Origin of the sequence: Bacillus sp. z60-11, from assembly GCF_046464135.1 — a bacterium.
Lineage (GTDB): Bacteria > Bacillota > Bacilli > Bacillales > Bacillaceae > Bacillus > Bacillus sonorensis_A.
In genome coordinates, this window is record NZ_JBIYSN010000010.1 from 39,628 (window position 1) to 57,178 (window position 17,551).

The window sequence follows — 17,551 nt, forward strand, 5'->3', positions numbered from 1 at the left end:
CCAGGAGGAATAAAAATCATGAAAAAGGGGCACTTGAATCAAATCCTGCTCATTACAGACGGATGTTCAAACCGCGGTGAAGACCCGCAGGCGATGGCGGCCTTTGCAAAAGAGCAGGGGATCACCGTAAATGTTATTGGGATTATGGAAGAAAATGCGATGGATCAAGAAGCGATGAATGAAGTTGAAGGAATCGCTCTTGCAGGAGGCGGTGTTCATCAGGTGGTCTATGCTTCCCAGCTGTCGCAAACGGTTCAGATGGTGACGAAAAAAGCAATGACACAAACGCTTCAAGGTGTGGTCAACAATGAGCTGAAACAGATTCTCGGAAAGTCTACAGAAATCGATGAACTGCCCCCTGATAAGCGCGGGGAAGTCATGGAAGTCGTTGATGAGCTCGGGGAAACCGTTCATCTACACGTTTTGGTTCTTGTCGACACAAGCGCAAGCATGAATCCAAAGCTCCCGACAGTCAAAGAAGCATTGATCGATCTGTCGATCAGCCTAAACTCAAGAATCGGTGACAACGAATTTGCGATGTTTATATTTCCCGGGAAAAAACAAGAGGTTGAGCTTGTGCTGGATTGGACGCCAAAGTTTGAATCTCTATCCTCAATATTTTCCAAACTGGCGGCGGGAGGCATTACCCCGACAGGACCGGCAATCAGAGAGGCGATTCAGCATTTTAATAAAATCAGCTCGAGAAGGGGCATGTTAGAAGATGATGAAAGACGCTTCGACGAGTATAGCGGGTAGTTTAAAGCCGGGTTTAAAGGTTGTTGGAAAGTGGAACAATCATTCCTATAAGATCATCAGACAGCTGGGAAAAGGGGCTAATGGCGTTGTGTACCTAGCTGATTCAACTAAAGGACGTGTGGCGCTTAAAGTGAGCGATGACAGTCTGTCCATTACGTCGGAAGTGAATGTTCTGAAATCTTTTTCAAAGGCCCAGGCTAAAGCGATGGGGCCTTCTTTTTTTGATGTGGATGACATGCTGTTGTCCAATACCGGCAAAAAACTCTCATTTTATGTCATGGAATATATCGAGGGGCCCCTTCTTTTACGTTATGTCAGCGAAAAGGGGGAGGAATGGATTCCGGTATTGATCAGTCAGCTTCTATCAAGCTTAGCGATCATCCATCGCGAAGGATGGGTTTTTGGAGATTTAAAACCGGAAAATTTGATCGTGACGGGGCCTCCGGCAAGAATTCGCTGTATTGATGTCGGGGGAACGACAAAAGAAGGCCGGGCGATCAAGGAGTACACGGAGTTTTTTGACAGGGGATATTGGGAATGTGGAACCCGCAAGGCTGAACCATCATATGATTTGTTTTCCGTGGCCATGATTATGGTGAACTGTGTGACTAAAAAAGAATTCAAGAAGTCGGCCAAGCCGACGGATCAGCTTTTGACAGTCATTGACAGTCAGCCGTTTTTATCAAAATATAAAGCGGTTTTGGTTTCAGCTTTAAAAGGAAAGTATAAAACAGCGGATGAAATGAAGACCGACCTGCTCGAGGTGAGCCGTCCGGTTAAGGGACAAAGCAGCAGGCATCAGCCGAGAACCGCCCGCCGTTCGCAGGCGCCGGCCTCAGCGCGAGGCCCGGGTCAACGGGCGCATGCGGCGCCTCAGCAGCGTTCGCGAAGCGGCCGCAGGGTGAGGAAAGCCCGGCAGAAATCCGGCGGTATCTTTGAAACGCTGTTGATCGTCGTCAGTGTCCTTGCCCTTTATTTTGCCTATATCGTTCTGTTCTTTATGTGAAGAACATACAAGGCTGATAGCTCTTCTTTGCAGGGACTGATTGAAAGTGTTAGGATTATTTATATCTTTTGAAAATCACCCTGCTCTAAGTGGGAGGACATTGTGAAAACGATAGAAGATTTCATGAAAAAAAACGATCTGTCTTTTGATGGAACAACGATCATCGTTGGCGTCTCCGGCGGACCTGATTCCATGGCCCTGCTTCACGCCTTGCATCATTCGATTCCCGAAACGGCGACACTTATTGCCGTACATGTCGATCATATGTTCAGGGGCCGGGAGTCTGAGGAAGACATGCGTTTTGTTGAGCAATATTGCAGAGCGGAAGGGATATACTGTGAAGCCCGGCAAATCGATGTCGGCAAGTATGCTTCTGAAAACAGCCTGAACAAACAGGCGGCCGCAAGAGAGTGCAGATTCCGCTTCTTTAAGGAGCAAATGAATCAGCATCAGGCGGGATTTTTGGCATTGGCACATCATGGAGATGACCAGGTGGAGACGATGCTGATGAAATTGGCGAAGGGCACGGTCGGTTTAGGCCTTGCCGGTATGCAGCCGAAGCGCCGCTTTGAGAGCGGATGGCTGATCAGGCCGTTTCTCGAGCTTGCCAAAGAAGACCTTCTGGCTTACTGCAAGGTGAACCGTGTCCCGTTCAGGACAGATCCGAGCAATGCTGAGGACGGCTATACACGAAACCGATTCAGGCATTATGTTCTCCCTTTCTTAAAGAAAGAGTCGGAAGATGTCCATAAACGATTTCAATCGGTCAGTGAATCTCTGGCTGAGGACGAATTATACTTACAGGCATTAACGAAAGATAAAATGAATACAGTTATCACAAGCAAGTCAAGTACCGTTGTAGAAATCAGCGTCCCGCACCTTCTCGATCTCCCTATGCCTTTACAAAGAAGGGGAGTTCAACTAATATTAAACTATCTTTATGAAAACGTTCCATCGGCGTTTTCAGCCCATCATATTAAGTTGTTTCTGGAATGGATTTCAAAAACGGGTCCATCCGGTTCTCTTGATTTTCCAAACGGGCTTAAAGTGGTTAAATCTTATCATACATGTTTGTTTACATTTCAGCGTTTGCAATGTGAAAAAATTTCCTATCACTATGAAATCAGCGGTGCGGAAGACGAAGACCTGATGCTTCCTAACGGATATTCCCTTCATGTGAGCAGACAAGGTGCAGCCCACGTGCCGAAAGGAAATGATGTTTTTGCAGCAAGTTCCAAGCATGTTCATTTCCCCCTTTATGTACGGACAAGGCAAAAAGGAGACAGAATCCAACTTAAAGGGATGAACGGCTCAAAAAAGGTTAAAGATATATTTATTGATGAAAAAGTACCTCTTGCGAAAAGAGACAGCTGGCCCATTGTGACAGACGCGGACGGAAGGATTGTTTGGATACCCGGTCTGAAAAAAACCATTTTTGAGGAACTTGATGTTACAAACAATGATCGCATTGTATTACAATATAGACAGCATGAAAAGTGTAGGGGGCTAGCAAAGAATGAAACAAGATATTGAAAATATCCTGATCTCTGAGGAGGAGATCCAAAAAAAGGTCAAGGAGCTCGGCACCGCATTAACAGATGAATACAGCGGCAAGTTCCCGTTGGCCATCGGCGTGTTAAAGGGAGCCATGCCGTTTATGGCCGATCTTTTAAAGCATATTGATACATATTTGGAAATGGATTTCATGGATGTATCAAGCTATGGCAATTCCACGGTTTCTTCCGGCGAAGTCAAAATCATTAAAGATTTGGATACATCAGTCGAGGGCCGTGACATCTTAATTATTGAAGACATCATCGACAGTGGGCTGACTTTAAGTTATCTTGTGGAGCTTTTCCGGTACCGCAAAGCAAAGTCGATTAAGATTGTAACCCTTCTTGATAAACCGAGCGGACGCAAGGCGGATATCAAAGCGGACTATGTCGGCTTTGAAGTGCCGGACGCATTCGTTGTGGGATACGGTCTTGATTATGCGGAGCGCTACCGCAATCTTCCGTACATCGGAGTTCTCAAGCCGGCGGTTTATGAAAGCTGATTACGAAAGGGATATCTGTTGTATTGGAACGATTTTCTATGATACTATTGAACATAGTTGTGCTTACTGTGGGAGGAGGTAAGGAATGAATCGGGTCTTCCGTAATACCATTTTTTATTTACTTATTTTATTAGTTGTAATCGGAGTTGTGAGCTACTTCCAAACCGCAAATCCGAAAACAGAAAATATGACGTACAGTGACTTTGTTTCAAACCTTGAAAACGGGAAGGTTGAGAATGTTTCCATCCAGCCTGTCAGAGGTGTTTACGAAGTCCGCGGGCAGCTGAATAATTATGAAAAAGACCAATATTTCCTGACCCATGTTCCTGAAGGAAAAGGGGCAGACCAGATTATTGATCAAGTCAAAAAGATGAAGATACAAGTTGAACCTGCACAGGAAACAAGCGGATGGATGACCTTCTTTACCACCATCATCCCTTTTGTAATTATCTTCATTCTTTTCTTCTTCCTGCTTAATCAGGCTCAAGGCGGCGGAAGCCGTGTCATGAACTTCGGTAAAAGCAAGGCTAAGCTATATACAGAAGAAAAGAAACGCGTCAAATTCAAAGATGTGGCAGGAGCGGATGAGGAAAAACAAGAGCTTGTCGAAGTCGTCGAGTTTCTGAAGGATCCCCGCAAATTTGCTGAACTCGGAGCAAGGATTCCGAAAGGTGTGCTTTTGGTCGGACCTCCGGGTACAGGTAAAACGTTGCTTGCGAAAGCTTGTGCCGGTGAAGCTGGCGTGCCTTTCTTCAGCATCAGCGGATCAGACTTCGTGGAAATGTTCGTCGGGGTCGGTGCTTCACGTGTACGCGACCTGTTTGAAAATGCGAAGAAGAATGCGCCGTGTCTGATTTTCATCGATGAGATCGATGCAGTCGGACGTCAGCGTGGTGCGGGTCTAGGCGGCGGCCATGACGAACGGGAGCAGACGCTGAACCAGCTTCTTGTTGAAATGGACGGCTTTAGCGCCAATGAAGGGATTATCATTATTGCCGCGACTAACCGCGCAGACATTTTAGACCCTGCATTGCTTCGTCCGGGACGCTTTGACCGTCAAATTACAGTTGACCGTCCTGATGTAAAAGGCCGTGAAGAAGTGCTTCGCGTCCATGCGAGAAACAAACCGCTTGACGAATCTGTCAACTTGAAATCAATCGCGATGAGAACGCCTGGATTCTCCGGTGCGGATCTTGAGAATCTTTTGAATGAAGCGGCTCTCGTAGCAGCCCGCCATGATAAAAAGAAAATCGATATGCGCGACATCGATGAAGCGACAGACCGCGTCATCGCCGGTCCTGCTAAGAAAAGCAGGGTGATTTCGAAAAAAGAACGCAATATCGTTGCTTATCATGAAGCGGGGCACACCGTCATCGGACTTGTTTTGGACGAAGCGGATATGGTGCACAAAGTAACAATCGTACCCCGCGGCCAAGCCGGCGGATATGCCGTTATGCTTCCTAAGGAAGACCGTTATTTCCAAACAAAACCGGAACTTCTCGATAAAATCGTCGGTCTGCTTGGAGGCCGTGTAGCCGAGGAGATTATATTCGGCGAAGTCAGCACGGGAGCCCATAATGACTTCCAGCGTGCCACCGGCATCGCTAGACGGATGGTTACGGAGTTTGGAATGTCTGAAAAACTCGGTCCACTTCAGTTCGGACAGTCTCAGGGCGGCCAGGTCTTCTTGGGTCGTGACTTCAACAATGATCAAAACTACAGTGACGCGATCGCGTATGAAATTGATAAGGAAATCCAGCGCTTCATCAAAGAATGTTATGAACGTGCGAAAACGATCCTTACCGAAAACCGCGATAAGCTTGAACTGATCGCTCAGACATTGCTGGAAGTCGAAACGCTCGACGCTGAGCAAATCAAGCATTTGACTGAGCACGGAAAACTTCCTGACCGGACCTATGCAGATGATGTTCAGGAGAAAAAAGACGATGTCAAAGTAAACATCAACAAAAGAGATGATGGAGAGAGAAAAGAGGATGACAAAGCGTAATTCCCATCCCTTTTCCCTTCGTTTTAAGAAAACTGCCAAGCGTATGCTATTCGGCAGTTTTCTTATTTTTTTGCCTTTTTAGAGCCGCTTTGGCGAAATCTCTTTCCGCCGGTTTGATTCGTTTACAAAAAGAATCGGCATCGTGTATTGTATGATGGTAGAATGTTTTATGACCAAGTAAGAGAAACTAGTCAAAAGTGGTGATCAGAATGTTACTCGTTATAGATGTGGGAAATACAAACACCGTTCTAGGCATATATCACGACGGGGAGTTAGAATATCACTGGCGGATTGAAACAAGCCGCCACAAAACAGAAGATGAATTCGGCATGCTCCTCAGGTCTTTATTTGATTATGTTGGACTGATGTTTGACCAGATCGAAGGAATTATCATTTCATCAGTTGTACCGCCGATCATGTTTTCCCTTGAAAGAATGTGTACAAAATACTTTCAGATCGAGCCGCAGATCGTCGGGCCCGGTATGAAGACAGGATTGAATATTAAATACGATAATCCGAAAGAAGTCGGAGCTGACCGTATCGTTAATGCAGTGGCGGCGATTCATCTTTATGGAAGTCCGCTGATTGTCGTTGATTTTGGAACCGCTACAACATACTGTTATATCAACGAACGCAAAGAATACATGGGCGGAGCGATCGCGCCGGGCATCACGATCTCGACAGAAGCCCTTTACTCAAGAGCTGCAAAGCTTCCTAGAATTGAAATCGCAAGGCCGGACAACATTGTCGGTAAAAGCACGGTCAGCGCCATGCAATCCGGCATTCTTTACGGGTATGTCGGACAAGTTGAAGGCATTGTCAAACGGATGAAATGGCAGTCGAAACAAAATCCGAAAGTCATTGCGACAGGCGGTCTGGCTTCTTTGATTGCGGATGAGTCCGATTGTATAGATGTTGTCGATCCGTTTCTCACATTAAAGGGACTTGAGCTGATATACGAGCGGAATCGCGTTGAAAGTGTATAGGAGGATGACGATGGACTATTTAGTAAAAGCGATTGCATATGACGGCAAAGTCAGGGCATATGCAGCAAGAACGACAGAAACGATTCATGAAGCACAAAGACGCCACAATACCTGGCCGACCGCTTCCGCCGCTTTAGGAAGAACGATGACGGCGGCCGTGATGCTGGGCGCTATGCTGAAAGGCGAAGACAAGCTGACCGTTAAAATTGAAGGCGGCGGACCGATCGGGGCTATTGTCGCCGATGGAAATGCAAAGGGAGACGTTCGGGGCTATGTGTCCAACCCTCATGTCCATTTTGATTTAAATGAGCATGGAAAGCTTGATGTCAGAAGAGCTGTGGGAACGTCGGGAACGCTCAGCGTTGTAAAGGATCTTGGTTTGCGCGACTTGTTTACCGGTCAAGTCGAAATCGTTTCCGGAGAAATCGGCGATGATTTTACATATTATCTTGTCTCTTCTGAACAAGTCCCTTCCTCGGTGGGCGTTGGTGTGCTCGTCAATCCGGACAATACGATTTTGGCAGCCGGCGGCTTCATCATACAGCTGCTGCCCGGGACTGATGATGAAACCATCACAAAGCTGGAGACTAACTTATCCCAGGTGGAACCGATTTCCAAGCTGATTCAAAAAGGGCTGACCCCTGAGGAAGTATTGAGAACGGTTCTGGGGGAAGAAGCGGAAGTGCTGGAAACCGTTCCAGTCCGCTTTACCTGCAATTGTTCAAAAGAGCGTTTCGCAAGAGGAATTATCGGTCTTGGCAAACAAGAGATTCAAGCCATGATTGATGAAGATGGAAAAGCCGAGGCGCAATGCCATTTTTGCAATGAAACGTATCTGTTTACAAAAGAAGAGCTTGAAGCGCTTCGAGATGAAATTTAATGCCCGCTATTCATGTAGCGGGTCTTTTACAATGGGAAAAGGGGAGAAACGATATTGAAATCAAGAACGCTGTGGCCGATTATCATTGGCGCAATTTTTGTCAACTGTATTGTGATTGCATATGTTCTCACAAAGTCGCAGACCGCTTCCACTTCATCAGCCCAGGAGGTGATTGCCAACATTGGAAAGAGCGGCATTACCCGGGAGGAATGGCTGAGTGAGATGGAGGACCGCTTCGGAAAGGCTACTTTGGAAGATATGATCAATGAGCGTGTCGTCAACCAGCTGGCTGAAAAAAATAACATCAAAATCTCTGATGATGAAATCGACAGGGAGTTTCTTTTGATCAAAGCCGTTTATAATTCTTTCTATGAAGACGAACATACGACGGAAAAAGAGTGGAGAGAACAGATCAAGCACAATATACTTCTTGAAGAGCTCCTCACCAAAGACATTGTGATCCCGGAAAGCGAATTAAAGTCTTTCTATCAGAAAAATAAAGACCTGTATAAATTCGATGATTCTTACCGCTTGAAGCATATCGTTGTAAAAGATAAAGATGAAGCTGAACAAGTGTTAAAGGAACTGAAGGGCGGATCAAGCTTTGAAGCGGCCGCTGCCGAACACTCGACAGACCGATATACGGCGCCTTATGGCGGAGACCTCGGCTTTGTCAATGAGCAGAATGAAAACATCCCGGCAGAATATTTGCAAGCAGCCAAACATTTAAAAGAAAACGAGTGGGTCGATGAACCGATTCAAACGAGCCAGGGCTATTCCGTTATTCAGCTGAAAGAAAAGCTGAACGGCCGGTCTTTCACTTACAGCGAAGTCAAGAATCAAATCCGCAGACAGATCGCAATGGATCAGATTGGCGACAAAGCCTCAGTTAAAACCCTCTGGAAAGATGCAAACGTATCGTGGTTTTATGGTGATAAAAATAAAGATTGACAAAATTTTTTGATATTGATAAATTAGTTATAATCCCAATAAAATTACTCGGAAATTGAGGTGTTCATATGGTTCGCGTTGCAAACTCTGTTTATGACTTAATCGGAAACACACCTGTTGTTAAATTAAATCGTCTTGTTGATGAAGACAGTGCTGATGTATATGTAAAGCTTGAGTATATGAATCCCGGCAGCAGTGTTAAAGACCGGATTGCGCTTGCGATGATCGAAGACGCCGAAGAAAAAGGCCTTCTGAAAGAAGGAGATACACTGATTGAGCCGACAAGCGGAAATACAGGAATCGGCCTTGCCATGGTCGCTGCTGCAAAAGGCATCAAAGCCATCCTTGTGATGCCTGATACAATGAGTTCCGAGCGCCGCAACCTTCTTCGCGCTTATGGAGCGGAGCTTGTGCTGACACCGGGCGCTGAAGGAATGAAAGGTGCGATTAAAAAAGCGGAAGAACTGGCTAAAGAAAACGGCTATTTTATGCCTCAGCAATTTAACAACCCTGCAAATGCGGAAGTGCATCGCCGCACGACAGGCCAGGAAATCGCTGAACAATTTGGAGATGGACTTGATGCGTTCGTCGCCGGTATCGGAACCGGCGGAACCATTACAGGAGCCGGCGAGGTTCTGAAAGAAAAAAATCCGTCGATCAAAATTTTTGCTGTGGAACCGACAGATTCTCCGGTTCTTTCAGGAGGAAAACCAGGGCCGCATAAAATTCAAGGAATCGGAGCCGGGTTCGTACCTCAAATTTTGAATACTGATGTTTACGATGAAATTATTACGGTGAAAAATGAAGAAGCCTTTGAATTTGCCCGTAAAGCTGCAAGAGAAGAAGGAATCCTGGGCGGAATTTCTTCAGGAGCGGCGATCTTCGCTGCCATTCAAGTTGCTAAAAAGCTCGGAAAAGGCAAAAAAGTGCTTGCCGTACTCCCAAGTAATGGTGAGAGATACTTAAGCACACCTCTTTATCAATTTGAATAGGTTTAAAAAAGTGTTGGGCTGTCGACGATGTCGGCGGCCTTTTGCTTTATAAAAGGAGGTCGGTGTCCTTGAGTAAAATGCTCAAGGGCTTTTTATGTATTGGAAATGAAATTCTCTTTTCTTTAAAAAAAGATTTGCATTACAATAAGGACAATAGAATAACGGTTAGGAATGATACGATGACACAACGAAGGCCTGTAGCCAGAATATACCCATATTCCCAGGAACGTTTTTTTAAAAGGTATGAATGTCTTTCGAAAGGAAAAAAACACCATGTGCTCCTGGAAAGCGCCAGAGGCGGCGACTACAGTATAGCCGGTCTTGATCCTGTCGCCATCGCGAAAGGGAAAGTCGGGATCACGACCATTCAATATAAAGGGGAAACGATATTTAAAGAAGGAGATCCGTTTTTACAGTTTACCCGATGGTTTCAGGAATTGAAAACGGAGACGGTTGCAGATTTTCCTGATTTTCAGGGAGGGGCTGTCGGCTTTTTAAGCTATGACTATGCCCGCTATATTGAAAAATTTAAACATCTGTCTATCGATGATCTGCAAACGCCTGACTTATTCTTTCTCGTGTTTGATGATCTGGCCGTCTATGACCATGCAAAGGAAGAGCTTTGGCTGATCACGCACAAAAACGGAGAAGAGCTTTCCTCTACGGAAGATCAACTGAATCAGCTTGAACAGATGTGGATGTCACGCGATGCGGAACCCGCAGCAGCTGAAGAACCGGCGGACAATAAAGGGGCTTCGTTTGCACCTTCATTTACCGAAGAGGGCTTTTCACAGGCGGTTGAAAAAATAAAGCAATACATCGCAAGCGGTGACGTGTTCCAGGTGAATCTTTCCCTGCGGCAGTCAGAGCGGCTGTCGGCGGCGCCGTTTGACGTTTATAAAATGCTGAGAAAAGTGAATCCCTCTCCTTACATGGCATACTTGGAAACCCCGGATTTCCAGGTGATTTGCGGATCGCCTGAACTGCTGATTAAAAAGAAAGGAACCCTGCTGGAAACAAGGCCGATTGCAGGGACAAGATCCCGCGGGGCGGATGAAGCGGAGGATGAAGCGCTCGCGAATGAACTGATCATGAATGAAAAAGAGCGGGCCGAGCACGTGATGCTTGTGGATTTAGAGCGGAATGACCTTGGCAGGGTGTCAAAATACGGCTCCGTTCGCGTCGATGAATTCATGGTGATTGAAAAATATTCCCATGTCATGCACATTGTTTCAAATGTGTGCGGTGAAATCAAAGAAGAATGCGATGCGGTTGATGTCATCCACGCGGTGTTTCCCGGCGGAACGATTACAGGGGCTCCGAAGGTAAGAACAATGGAAATCATTGAAGAGCTTGAGCCGACAAGGCGAGGGCTTTATACTGGTTCTATAGGATGGTTCGGATATAATCAAGATATGCACTTTAATATCGTCATCCGAACGATTTATGTCAAAGCAGGCCATGCGTTCATGCAGTCGGGAGCGGGAATCGTCATTGATTCAAACCCTAAGCATGAATATAAGGAATCATTTAAAAAGGCCATTGCGATGAAAAAGGCGCTGCAGTTGAGTGAAGAAGAGAAAAAAAGAGCAGAGGAGAGCTGAGAAAATGATTTTGATGATCGACAATTATGACTCGTTTACGTACAATTTGGTGCAATATTTAGGAGAGCTCGGCGAAGAATTGATCGTCAAGCGCAATGATGAAGTGACACTGGCGGGCATTGAAGAATTGTCCCCGGATTTTCTGATGATTTCGCCGGGGCCGTGCAGCCCTGATGAGGCCGGAATCAGCCTTGAAGCGATCCGTCATTTTGCAGGGAAGATTCCCATTTTCGGAGTCTGCCTCGGACATCAATCCATCGCCCAGGTTTTCGGCGGCGATGTCGTCAGAGCGGAACGGTTGATGCATGGGAAGACATCAGAGATTTCCCACGATGGTTTAACCGTTTTTAAAGGCTTGGAAAGTCCGCTGACGGCTACCCGGTATCATTCGCTGATCGTTAAACCTGAAACCTTGCCGAGCTGCTTTACCACATCCGCTTGGACTGATGAAGGAGAGATTATGGCCATCAGGCATAAAGAGCTGCCGATCGAAGGTGTGCAGTTTCATCCGGAGTCTATTATGACCTCCTGCGGAAAAGAGATGCTCAATAATTTTATTGAGACTTACCGAAAGAAAGTGAACGCATGATCATTTACATGAACGGTCATTATGTGAAAGAGGAGGAAGCGAGACTTTCTCCTTTTGACCATGGTTTTTTATATGGAATCGGCGTTTTTGAAACATTTCGCCTCTATAAAGGGAAGCCGTTTCTTTTGGAATGGCACATGGAAAGGCTTCAGACAGCATTGAATGAACTGAAAATAGAGACGGCGCTGACAGAGAGCGATGTCCTCAGTGTGCTGGACAAGCTGCTCGAATTGAATCAGCCGCCAAATGGCAATGCGAGGATCAGGCTCAATATATCAGCCGGTCCCGGGGGATCAGGGCTTTTTCCCGATTCATACAAAAATCCCTGCATCATGGTGATGATGAACCCTTTTGATCCGGCATCCGTACCGGAGGAAAAGGAAGGAATCATTTTGCAGGTTCGCCGAAACACGCCTGAGGGGCCTTTCCGGCTGAAATCCCACCACTTTTTAAACAACCTGTATGGAAAAAGAGAACTCGGAAGTGATCCGGGAAAAGAAGGGATTTTTCTTACCGCGAGCGGAGATGTAGCCGAGGGCATTGTTTCCAACCTTTTTTGGCAAAAAGACGGATGTGTGTATACACCTTCACTGAAGACCGGAATTTTAGACGGTGTGACGCGGCGATATGTGCTGGAGCGGCTCGACAGTATGGGAATGAAGGTCAGACAGGGGGAATATCCGTTGGATCATCTTCTCGCTGCTGAGGAAGCATGGATGACCAATTCCGTTCAGGAGATTGTGCCGTTCCGCCAAATCGGCGCCACTGCATTCCCGGGAAAGGGTGGAAGTCTGACAAAGAAACTGCAAAAGGTGTACACTAACGATAGAACAGCAAAAGACGATAATTGAATCTAAAGGGTGAGGGATATGGCGCTGCAAACAACAGTCCGTTCAAAGCGGCTGAAAGCAAAACAATACACGTTGTCATATGAAGATAAAACATTAATTATGGGCATTTTAAATGTCACGCCTGACTCGTTTTCCGACGGAGGGAAATACAACAGTATAGACCGCGCAGTGGTCCATGCGAAACAGATGATAGAAGACGGCGCCCATATCCTTGATATCGGGGGAGAATCGACAAGGCCCGGAGCCGAGAAGGTTTCCCTTGATGAGGAGCTTGCAAGAGTCATTCCTGTAATTGAAAAGCTTGTACAGGAAATCGATGCACCGATATCGGTTGACACATATAAGGCTGGGGTAGCCGATGAAGCGCTAAAAGCCGGAGCTTCGATTATCAATGATGTATGGGGCGCCAAAGCCGATCCCGAAATGGCTGCTGTCGCCTCTCGGCATGATGTGCCGGTTATCTTGATGCACAATCGACATGAACGAAATTATACAGATTTAATACCAGACATGATGTCCGATCTGATGGAATGTGTAGACATTGCGAAGTCCGCCGGAGTGCAAGACCATCACATCATCCTTGATCCCGGTATCGGTTTTGCCAAAACATATCATGACAATCTTATGGTCATGAATGAGCTGGAGAGATTCAAGAGTCTGGGCTACCCGCTTTTACTGGGCACCTCGCGCAAAAGGTTTATCGGACGCGTCCTGGATTTGCCGCCTGAGGAACGGGCGGAAGGGACAGGCGCGACAGTATGCCTCGGCATTCAAAAAGGATGCGACATTGTCAGAGTCCATGACGTCAAGCCGATTGCTAGAATGGCGAAAATGATGGATGCGATGATCGATAAGGGAGGCGTTTATCATCGATAAAGTATATATAGAGGGAATGGAATTTTACGGATACCACGGGGTTTTTCAAGAGGAGAACAAACTCGGCCAGCGTTTCCGCGTTGATTTGACGGCAGGATTAGACTTGAGCGTAGCAGGAAAGACCGATGATATTGATGCGACCATTAACTATGCAGAGCTGTACAAGCTCTGTAAAGAGGTTGTGGAAGGAGAGCCGGTCAACCTTGTCGAAACCCTTGCAGAAACGATAGCCGAGAAAGTCCTCGGTCAATTTGAAGCGGTTCAGGAATGCACTGTCAAGGTGATCAAACCAGATCCGCCGATACCCGGACATTACAAATCCGTAGCCATAGAAATGACGAGAAAGCGGAAATGAAACATACGGCATATATAGCGTTGGGCTCGAATATCGGCCGGCGGGAAGAATATTTAAAAAAAGCCGTTGCTCTCCTGCATCAGCATCCGTCTGTCACGGTTACAAGCATCTCTTCAATTTATGAGACAGATCCGGTCGGATATACAGATCAGGATCCATTTTTAAATATGGTTGCGGCTGTCAAAACATCTCTTTCGCCTTTTGCACTGCTTGATTTGACGCAGCGCATTGAAAATGAACTCGGCCGGACGCGGGACATCAGGTGGGGTCCGAGAACGGCAGACCTTGACATTTTGCTGTATAATCGTGAAAATATTGAGACAGAGCAACTCATTGTTCCTCATCCGAGAATGCATGAACGTTTGTTTGTACTCGTCCCGCTATTGGAGATTTATCCGGACTTTGAGGAATCTGTCAATCATGCGAAAAATCAAGAAGGTGTAAGGGTATGGAAGCAGAAATCTGGGGTAGACGAATTCGTGCGTACAGAAAGTTGAAAGGTTATACTCAAGAGGGCTTTGCCAAAGCATTGGGTATGTCCGTTTCTGTACTGGGTGAAATAGAACGGGGAAATCGAATGCCGTCGGAGAGCATGCTCAGGGATGTAGCCAATACTTTAAATATATCAGTGGAGGAATTGTCTCCATCAGAAGAATAAGAAAGGAGGACGTAAAATGTTTAAGATCGGTGATATCGAATTGAAAAACAGGGTTGTCCTTGCGCCGATGGCAGGGGTATGCAACTCCGCCTTCCGCCTGACCGTTAAAGAATTCGGTGCGGGTTTGGTGTGCGCAGAAATGGTCAGCGATAAAGCGATCCTTTATAACAATGCGAAAACAATGGGAATGCTTTATATCGATGAACGGGAAAAACCGCTCAGCCTGCAAATTTTCGGCGGTGAAAAAGAAACGCTCGTCGAAGCGGCGAAATTCGTTGATCAAAACACAACAGCTGATATTATTGACATTAACATGGGATGTCCGGTGCCAAAGATTACAAAATGTGATGCGGGGGCCAAATGGCTGCTTGATCCGAATAAAATTTATGAGATGGTTTCTGCTGTAGTGGATGCGGTTGATAAACCGGTTACCGTTAAAATGAGAATGGGCTGGGATGATGATCACATTTTTGCTGTTGAGAATGCAAGAGCTGTTGAACGGGCCGGCGGAAAAGCCGTGGCTCTTCACGGGCGGACCCGCGTGCAAATGTATGAAGGAACGGCGAACTGGGACATCATCAAAGAAGTAAAGCAGTCTGTATCAATACCTGTTATCGGAAACGGAGACGTCAAAACACCTCAAGACGCGAAGCGCATGCTTGATGAAACAGGAGTGGACGGCGTCATGATCGGCCGTGCTGCTTTGGGTAATCCGTGGATGATTTACCGCACGGTTCAATACCTGGAAACAGGCGAATTAAAAGATGAGCCGAAAGTGCGTGAGAAAATTTCCGTCTGCAAGCTTCATCTTGACCGTTTAATCAAACTAAAAGGTGAAAATGTGGCAGTTCGTGAAATGAGAAAGCACGCGGCCTGGTATTTAAAAGGTATAAGAGGAAACGCAAAGGTCCGGAATGAAATCAACCATTGCGAAACGAGAGATGAGCTCGTGCAGCTGCTGGATGCGTTTACGATTGAAGCCGAGGCAAAAGAGCTTCAGGATGCTAAAGTAGGATAAATCCGACCTCTGCTCACTGCCAGTTTTAACTGGCAGTTTTTCTGCTTTTCCTGAAAGACTAAAAATAACGGAGTGATATATGATGAGTCATGAAGAGCATAACCATGAAGAATTAAACGATCAGTTGCAAGTCAGACGCGATAAAATGAGTCAATTGCGCGAAAGCGGAAAGGACCCTTTCGGTCAGCGTTTTGAACGCACTCATCAATCAGCGGAACTAATTGATTTGTACAATGAGTACTCTAAGGAAGAATTAGAAGAGAAAGCAATCGAAGTAACGATTGCAGGCCGGATGATGACAAAACGAGGCAAAGGGAAAGCTGGATTTGCCCACATTCAGGATTTGAAAGGCCAAATCCAGATTTACGTTAGAAAAGACAGTGTCGGAGAAGAACAATACGAGCTGTTTAAAGGCTCTGACCTCGGGGATATTATCGGTGTTACTGGTGTTATGTTTAAAACCAATGTGGGTGAATTGTCTGTCAAAGCAACATCTTTTGATCTTTTAACAAAAGCTCTTCGTCCGCTTCCTGATAAATATCACGGCTTAAAAGACATTGAACAGCGCTACCGCCAGCGTTATTTGGACTTGATTGTCAATCCGGACAGCAAAAATACGTTTATTACAAGAAGTAAGATCATTCAATCAATGAGAAGATACTTAGATGACCACGGATACCTGGAGGTAGAAACACCTACGATGCATGCCATTCCAGGAGGTGCATCCGCCCGTCCGTTTATCACACACCATAATGCGCTCGATATGCCGCTTTATATGAGAATCGCGATTGAACTTCATTTGAAAAGGCTGATCGTCGGCGGACTTGAAAAAGTTTATGAAATCGGACGTGTATTCCGGAATGAAGGAGTATCCACCCGCCACAACCCCGAATTCACAATGATCGAGCTTTATGAAGCTTATGCCGATTACAAAGATATCATGAGCTTAACGGAAAATCTCATCGCTCACATCGCTGAAGAAGTGCTTGGCACTACTACTGTTCAATATGGTGATCATCAAGTCGATCTCAAACCTGAGTGGAAAAGGCTTCATATGGTAGATGCCGTTAAAGAAGCGACCGGAGTGGATTTCTGGAAAGAGGTCTCACTGGAAGAGGCCAGAGCTTTTGCTAAAGATCATAGTGTTGAAATTACTGAAAATATGTCTGTGGGGCACATCATTAACGAGTTCTTCGAACAAAAAATCGAAGAAACCCTGATTCAGCCAACCTTTATCTATGGTCATCCGGTAGAAATTTCGCCGCTTGCTAAGAAAAATCCTGAGGATCCCCGCTTTACGGACCGTTTTGAGCTGTTTATTGTGGGTCGAGAGCATGCGAATGCCTTCACCGAACTTAATGATCCTATTGATCAGAGAGAACGCTTTGAGGCGCAATTAAAAGAACGTGAAGAAGGAAATGATGAAGCTCATATGATGGATGAGGACTTTGTTGAAGCATTAGAATACGGGATGCCTCCTACCGGCGGTTTAGGAATTGGTATTGACCGGCTTATTATGCTTTTGACGAATTCGCCGTCAATCAGGGATGTTTTACTATTCCCGCAAATGAGACATCGTTAAAACTTCAAGGATCAGCCGGAAATGAAACGGCTGATCCTTATTTAAAAACAAATTTTATTTTTTCTCAAAAAAGTATTGCACAAACATAAATACGGTGGTATATTATTATTCGTTGCCGCAAAAAGCGGTGGCAAAAACAAAAAAAGCTACTTTAAAAAAGTTCTTGACTTCATGTTGAGAATTGGATATAATATAAAAGTCGCTTTAATAATGATCTTTGAAAACTAAACAAGACAAAACGTACCTGTTAATTCATTTTTAAATAAATCGCACATGCGAGTGTGCGTAGTCATTATCAAACTTTTCATGGAGAGTTTGATCCTGGCTCAGGACGAACGCTGGCGGCGTGCCTAATACATGCAAGTCGAGCGGACCGACGGGAG

General features: G+C 45.8%; 18 protein-coding genes and 1 rRNA gene. All 19 read left to right on the forward strand.

Annotation, left to right across the window (positions count from 1 at the left end; genetic code table 11):
• Positions 1 to 18: 18 nt before the first annotated feature.
• A complete protein-coding gene (locus tag ACINLD_RS21270; RefSeq protein WP_026589808.1) occupies positions 19 to 756 on the forward strand; it encodes a VWA domain-containing protein in 738 nt (245 codons plus the stop codon).
• A complete protein-coding gene (locus ACINLD_RS21275; protein WP_409445304.1) occupies positions 722 to 1,762 on the forward strand; it encodes a serine/threonine protein kinase in 1,041 nt (346 codons plus the stop codon). Before ACINLD_RS21270 ends, ACINLD_RS21275 begins: the two co-directional genes overlap by 35 nt.
• A 102-nt stretch (positions 1,763 to 1,864) precedes the next feature.
• Positions 1,865 to 3,295, forward strand: a complete 1,431-nt coding sequence (tilS, locus tag ACINLD_RS21280) for a tRNA lysidine(34) synthetase TilS (protein ID WP_077735246.1) — start codon at positions 1,865 to 1,867, stop codon at positions 3,293 to 3,295.
• Entirely contained in the window at positions 3,279 to 3,818 is a 540-nt protein-coding gene (gene hpt / locus ACINLD_RS21285) for a hypoxanthine phosphoribosyltransferase (protein WP_026589806.1), read from the forward strand. The genes tilS and hpt overlap by 17 nt, the downstream gene beginning before the upstream one ends.
• 85 nt (positions 3,819 to 3,903) lie before the next feature.
• Positions 3,904 to 5,826 (forward strand): ATP-dependent zinc metalloprotease FtsH, encoded by a 1,923-nt coding sequence (gene ftsH / locus ACINLD_RS21290; protein WP_409445303.1) that lies wholly within the window; start codon positions 3,904 to 3,906, stop codon positions 5,824 to 5,826.
• Between the two features lie 209 nt (positions 5,827 to 6,035).
• Positions 6,036 to 6,812, forward strand: coding sequence for a type III pantothenate kinase (locus ACINLD_RS21295; protein WP_026589804.1), 777 nt, complete (start codon positions 6,036 to 6,038; stop codon positions 6,810 to 6,812).
• A gap of 10 nt (positions 6,813 to 6,822) precedes the next feature.
• On the forward strand, positions 6,823 to 7,692 hold the full coding sequence (hslO, locus tag ACINLD_RS21300) for an Hsp33 family molecular chaperone HslO (protein WP_026589803.1): 870 nt from the start codon (positions 6,823 to 6,825) through the stop codon (positions 7,690 to 7,692).
• Positions 7,693 to 7,746: 54 nt separating this feature from the next.
• Positions 7,747 to 8,643 (forward strand): peptidyl-prolyl cis-trans isomerase, encoded by an 897-nt coding sequence (locus ACINLD_RS21305; protein ID WP_026589802.1) that lies wholly within the window; start codon positions 7,747 to 7,749, stop codon positions 8,641 to 8,643.
• 68 nt (positions 8,644 to 8,711) lie between these two features.
• Positions 8,712 to 9,635 carry a cysteine synthase A gene (cysK, locus tag ACINLD_RS21310; RefSeq protein ID WP_026589801.1) on the forward strand — a complete coding sequence of 308 codons (924 nt, stop codon included), beginning with the start codon at positions 8,712 to 8,714 and terminating at the stop codon, positions 9,633 to 9,635.
• A 179-nt stretch (positions 9,636 to 9,814) separates the two neighbouring features.
• Positions 9,815 to 11,239, forward strand: a complete 1,425-nt coding sequence (locus ACINLD_RS21315) for an anthranilate synthase component I family protein (RefSeq protein WP_410207174.1) — start codon at positions 9,815 to 9,817, stop codon at positions 11,237 to 11,239.
• Between the two features lie 4 nt (positions 11,240 to 11,243).
• On the forward strand, positions 11,244 to 11,828 hold the full coding sequence (gene pabA / locus ACINLD_RS21320; RefSeq protein ID WP_026589799.1) for an aminodeoxychorismate/anthranilate synthase component II: 585 nt from the start codon (positions 11,244 to 11,246) through the stop codon (positions 11,826 to 11,828).
• Positions 11,825 to 12,679 carry an aminodeoxychorismate lyase gene (gene pabC, locus ACINLD_RS21325; RefSeq protein ID WP_410207175.1) on the forward strand — a complete coding sequence of 285 codons (855 nt, stop codon included), beginning with the start codon at positions 11,825 to 11,827 and terminating at the stop codon, positions 12,677 to 12,679. The genes pabA and pabC overlap by 4 nt, the downstream gene beginning before the upstream one ends.
• Before the next feature lie 18 nt (positions 12,680 to 12,697).
• Complete coding sequence (folP, locus tag ACINLD_RS21330; protein WP_026589797.1) at positions 12,698 to 13,555, forward strand: dihydropteroate synthase; 858 nt, start codon at positions 12,698 to 12,700, stop codon at positions 13,553 to 13,555.
• Positions 13,548 to 13,910, forward strand: coding sequence for a dihydroneopterin aldolase (gene folB, locus ACINLD_RS21335; protein WP_026589796.1), 363 nt, complete (start codon positions 13,548 to 13,550; stop codon positions 13,908 to 13,910). Before folP ends, folB begins: the two co-directional genes overlap by 8 nt.
• Positions 13,907 to 14,407 (forward strand): 2-amino-4-hydroxy-6-hydroxymethyldihydropteridine diphosphokinase, encoded by a 501-nt coding sequence (gene folK, locus ACINLD_RS21340; RefSeq protein WP_026589795.1) that lies wholly within the window; start codon positions 13,907 to 13,909, stop codon positions 14,405 to 14,407. The genes folB and folK overlap by 4 nt, the downstream gene beginning before the upstream one ends.
• Positions 14,359 to 14,568, forward strand: a complete 210-nt coding sequence (locus tag ACINLD_RS21345) for a helix-turn-helix domain-containing protein (protein ID WP_035428856.1) — start codon at positions 14,359 to 14,361, stop codon at positions 14,566 to 14,568. Before folK ends, ACINLD_RS21345 begins: the two co-directional genes overlap by 49 nt.
• Before the next feature lie 16 nt (positions 14,569 to 14,584).
• Positions 14,585 to 15,586, forward strand: a complete 1,002-nt coding sequence (gene dusB, locus ACINLD_RS21350) for a tRNA dihydrouridine synthase DusB (RefSeq protein WP_026589794.1) — start codon at positions 14,585 to 14,587, stop codon at positions 15,584 to 15,586.
• Between the two features lie 82 nt (positions 15,587 to 15,668).
• On the forward strand, positions 15,669 to 17,168 hold the full coding sequence (gene lysS, locus ACINLD_RS21355; RefSeq protein WP_026589793.1) for a lysine--tRNA ligase: 1,500 nt from the start codon (positions 15,669 to 15,671) through the stop codon (positions 17,166 to 17,168).
• Between the two features lie 303 nt (positions 17,169 to 17,471).
• Positions 17,472 to 17,551: ribosomal RNA gene (locus ACINLD_RS21360) — 16S ribosomal RNA — on the forward strand; the annotation flags it as partial.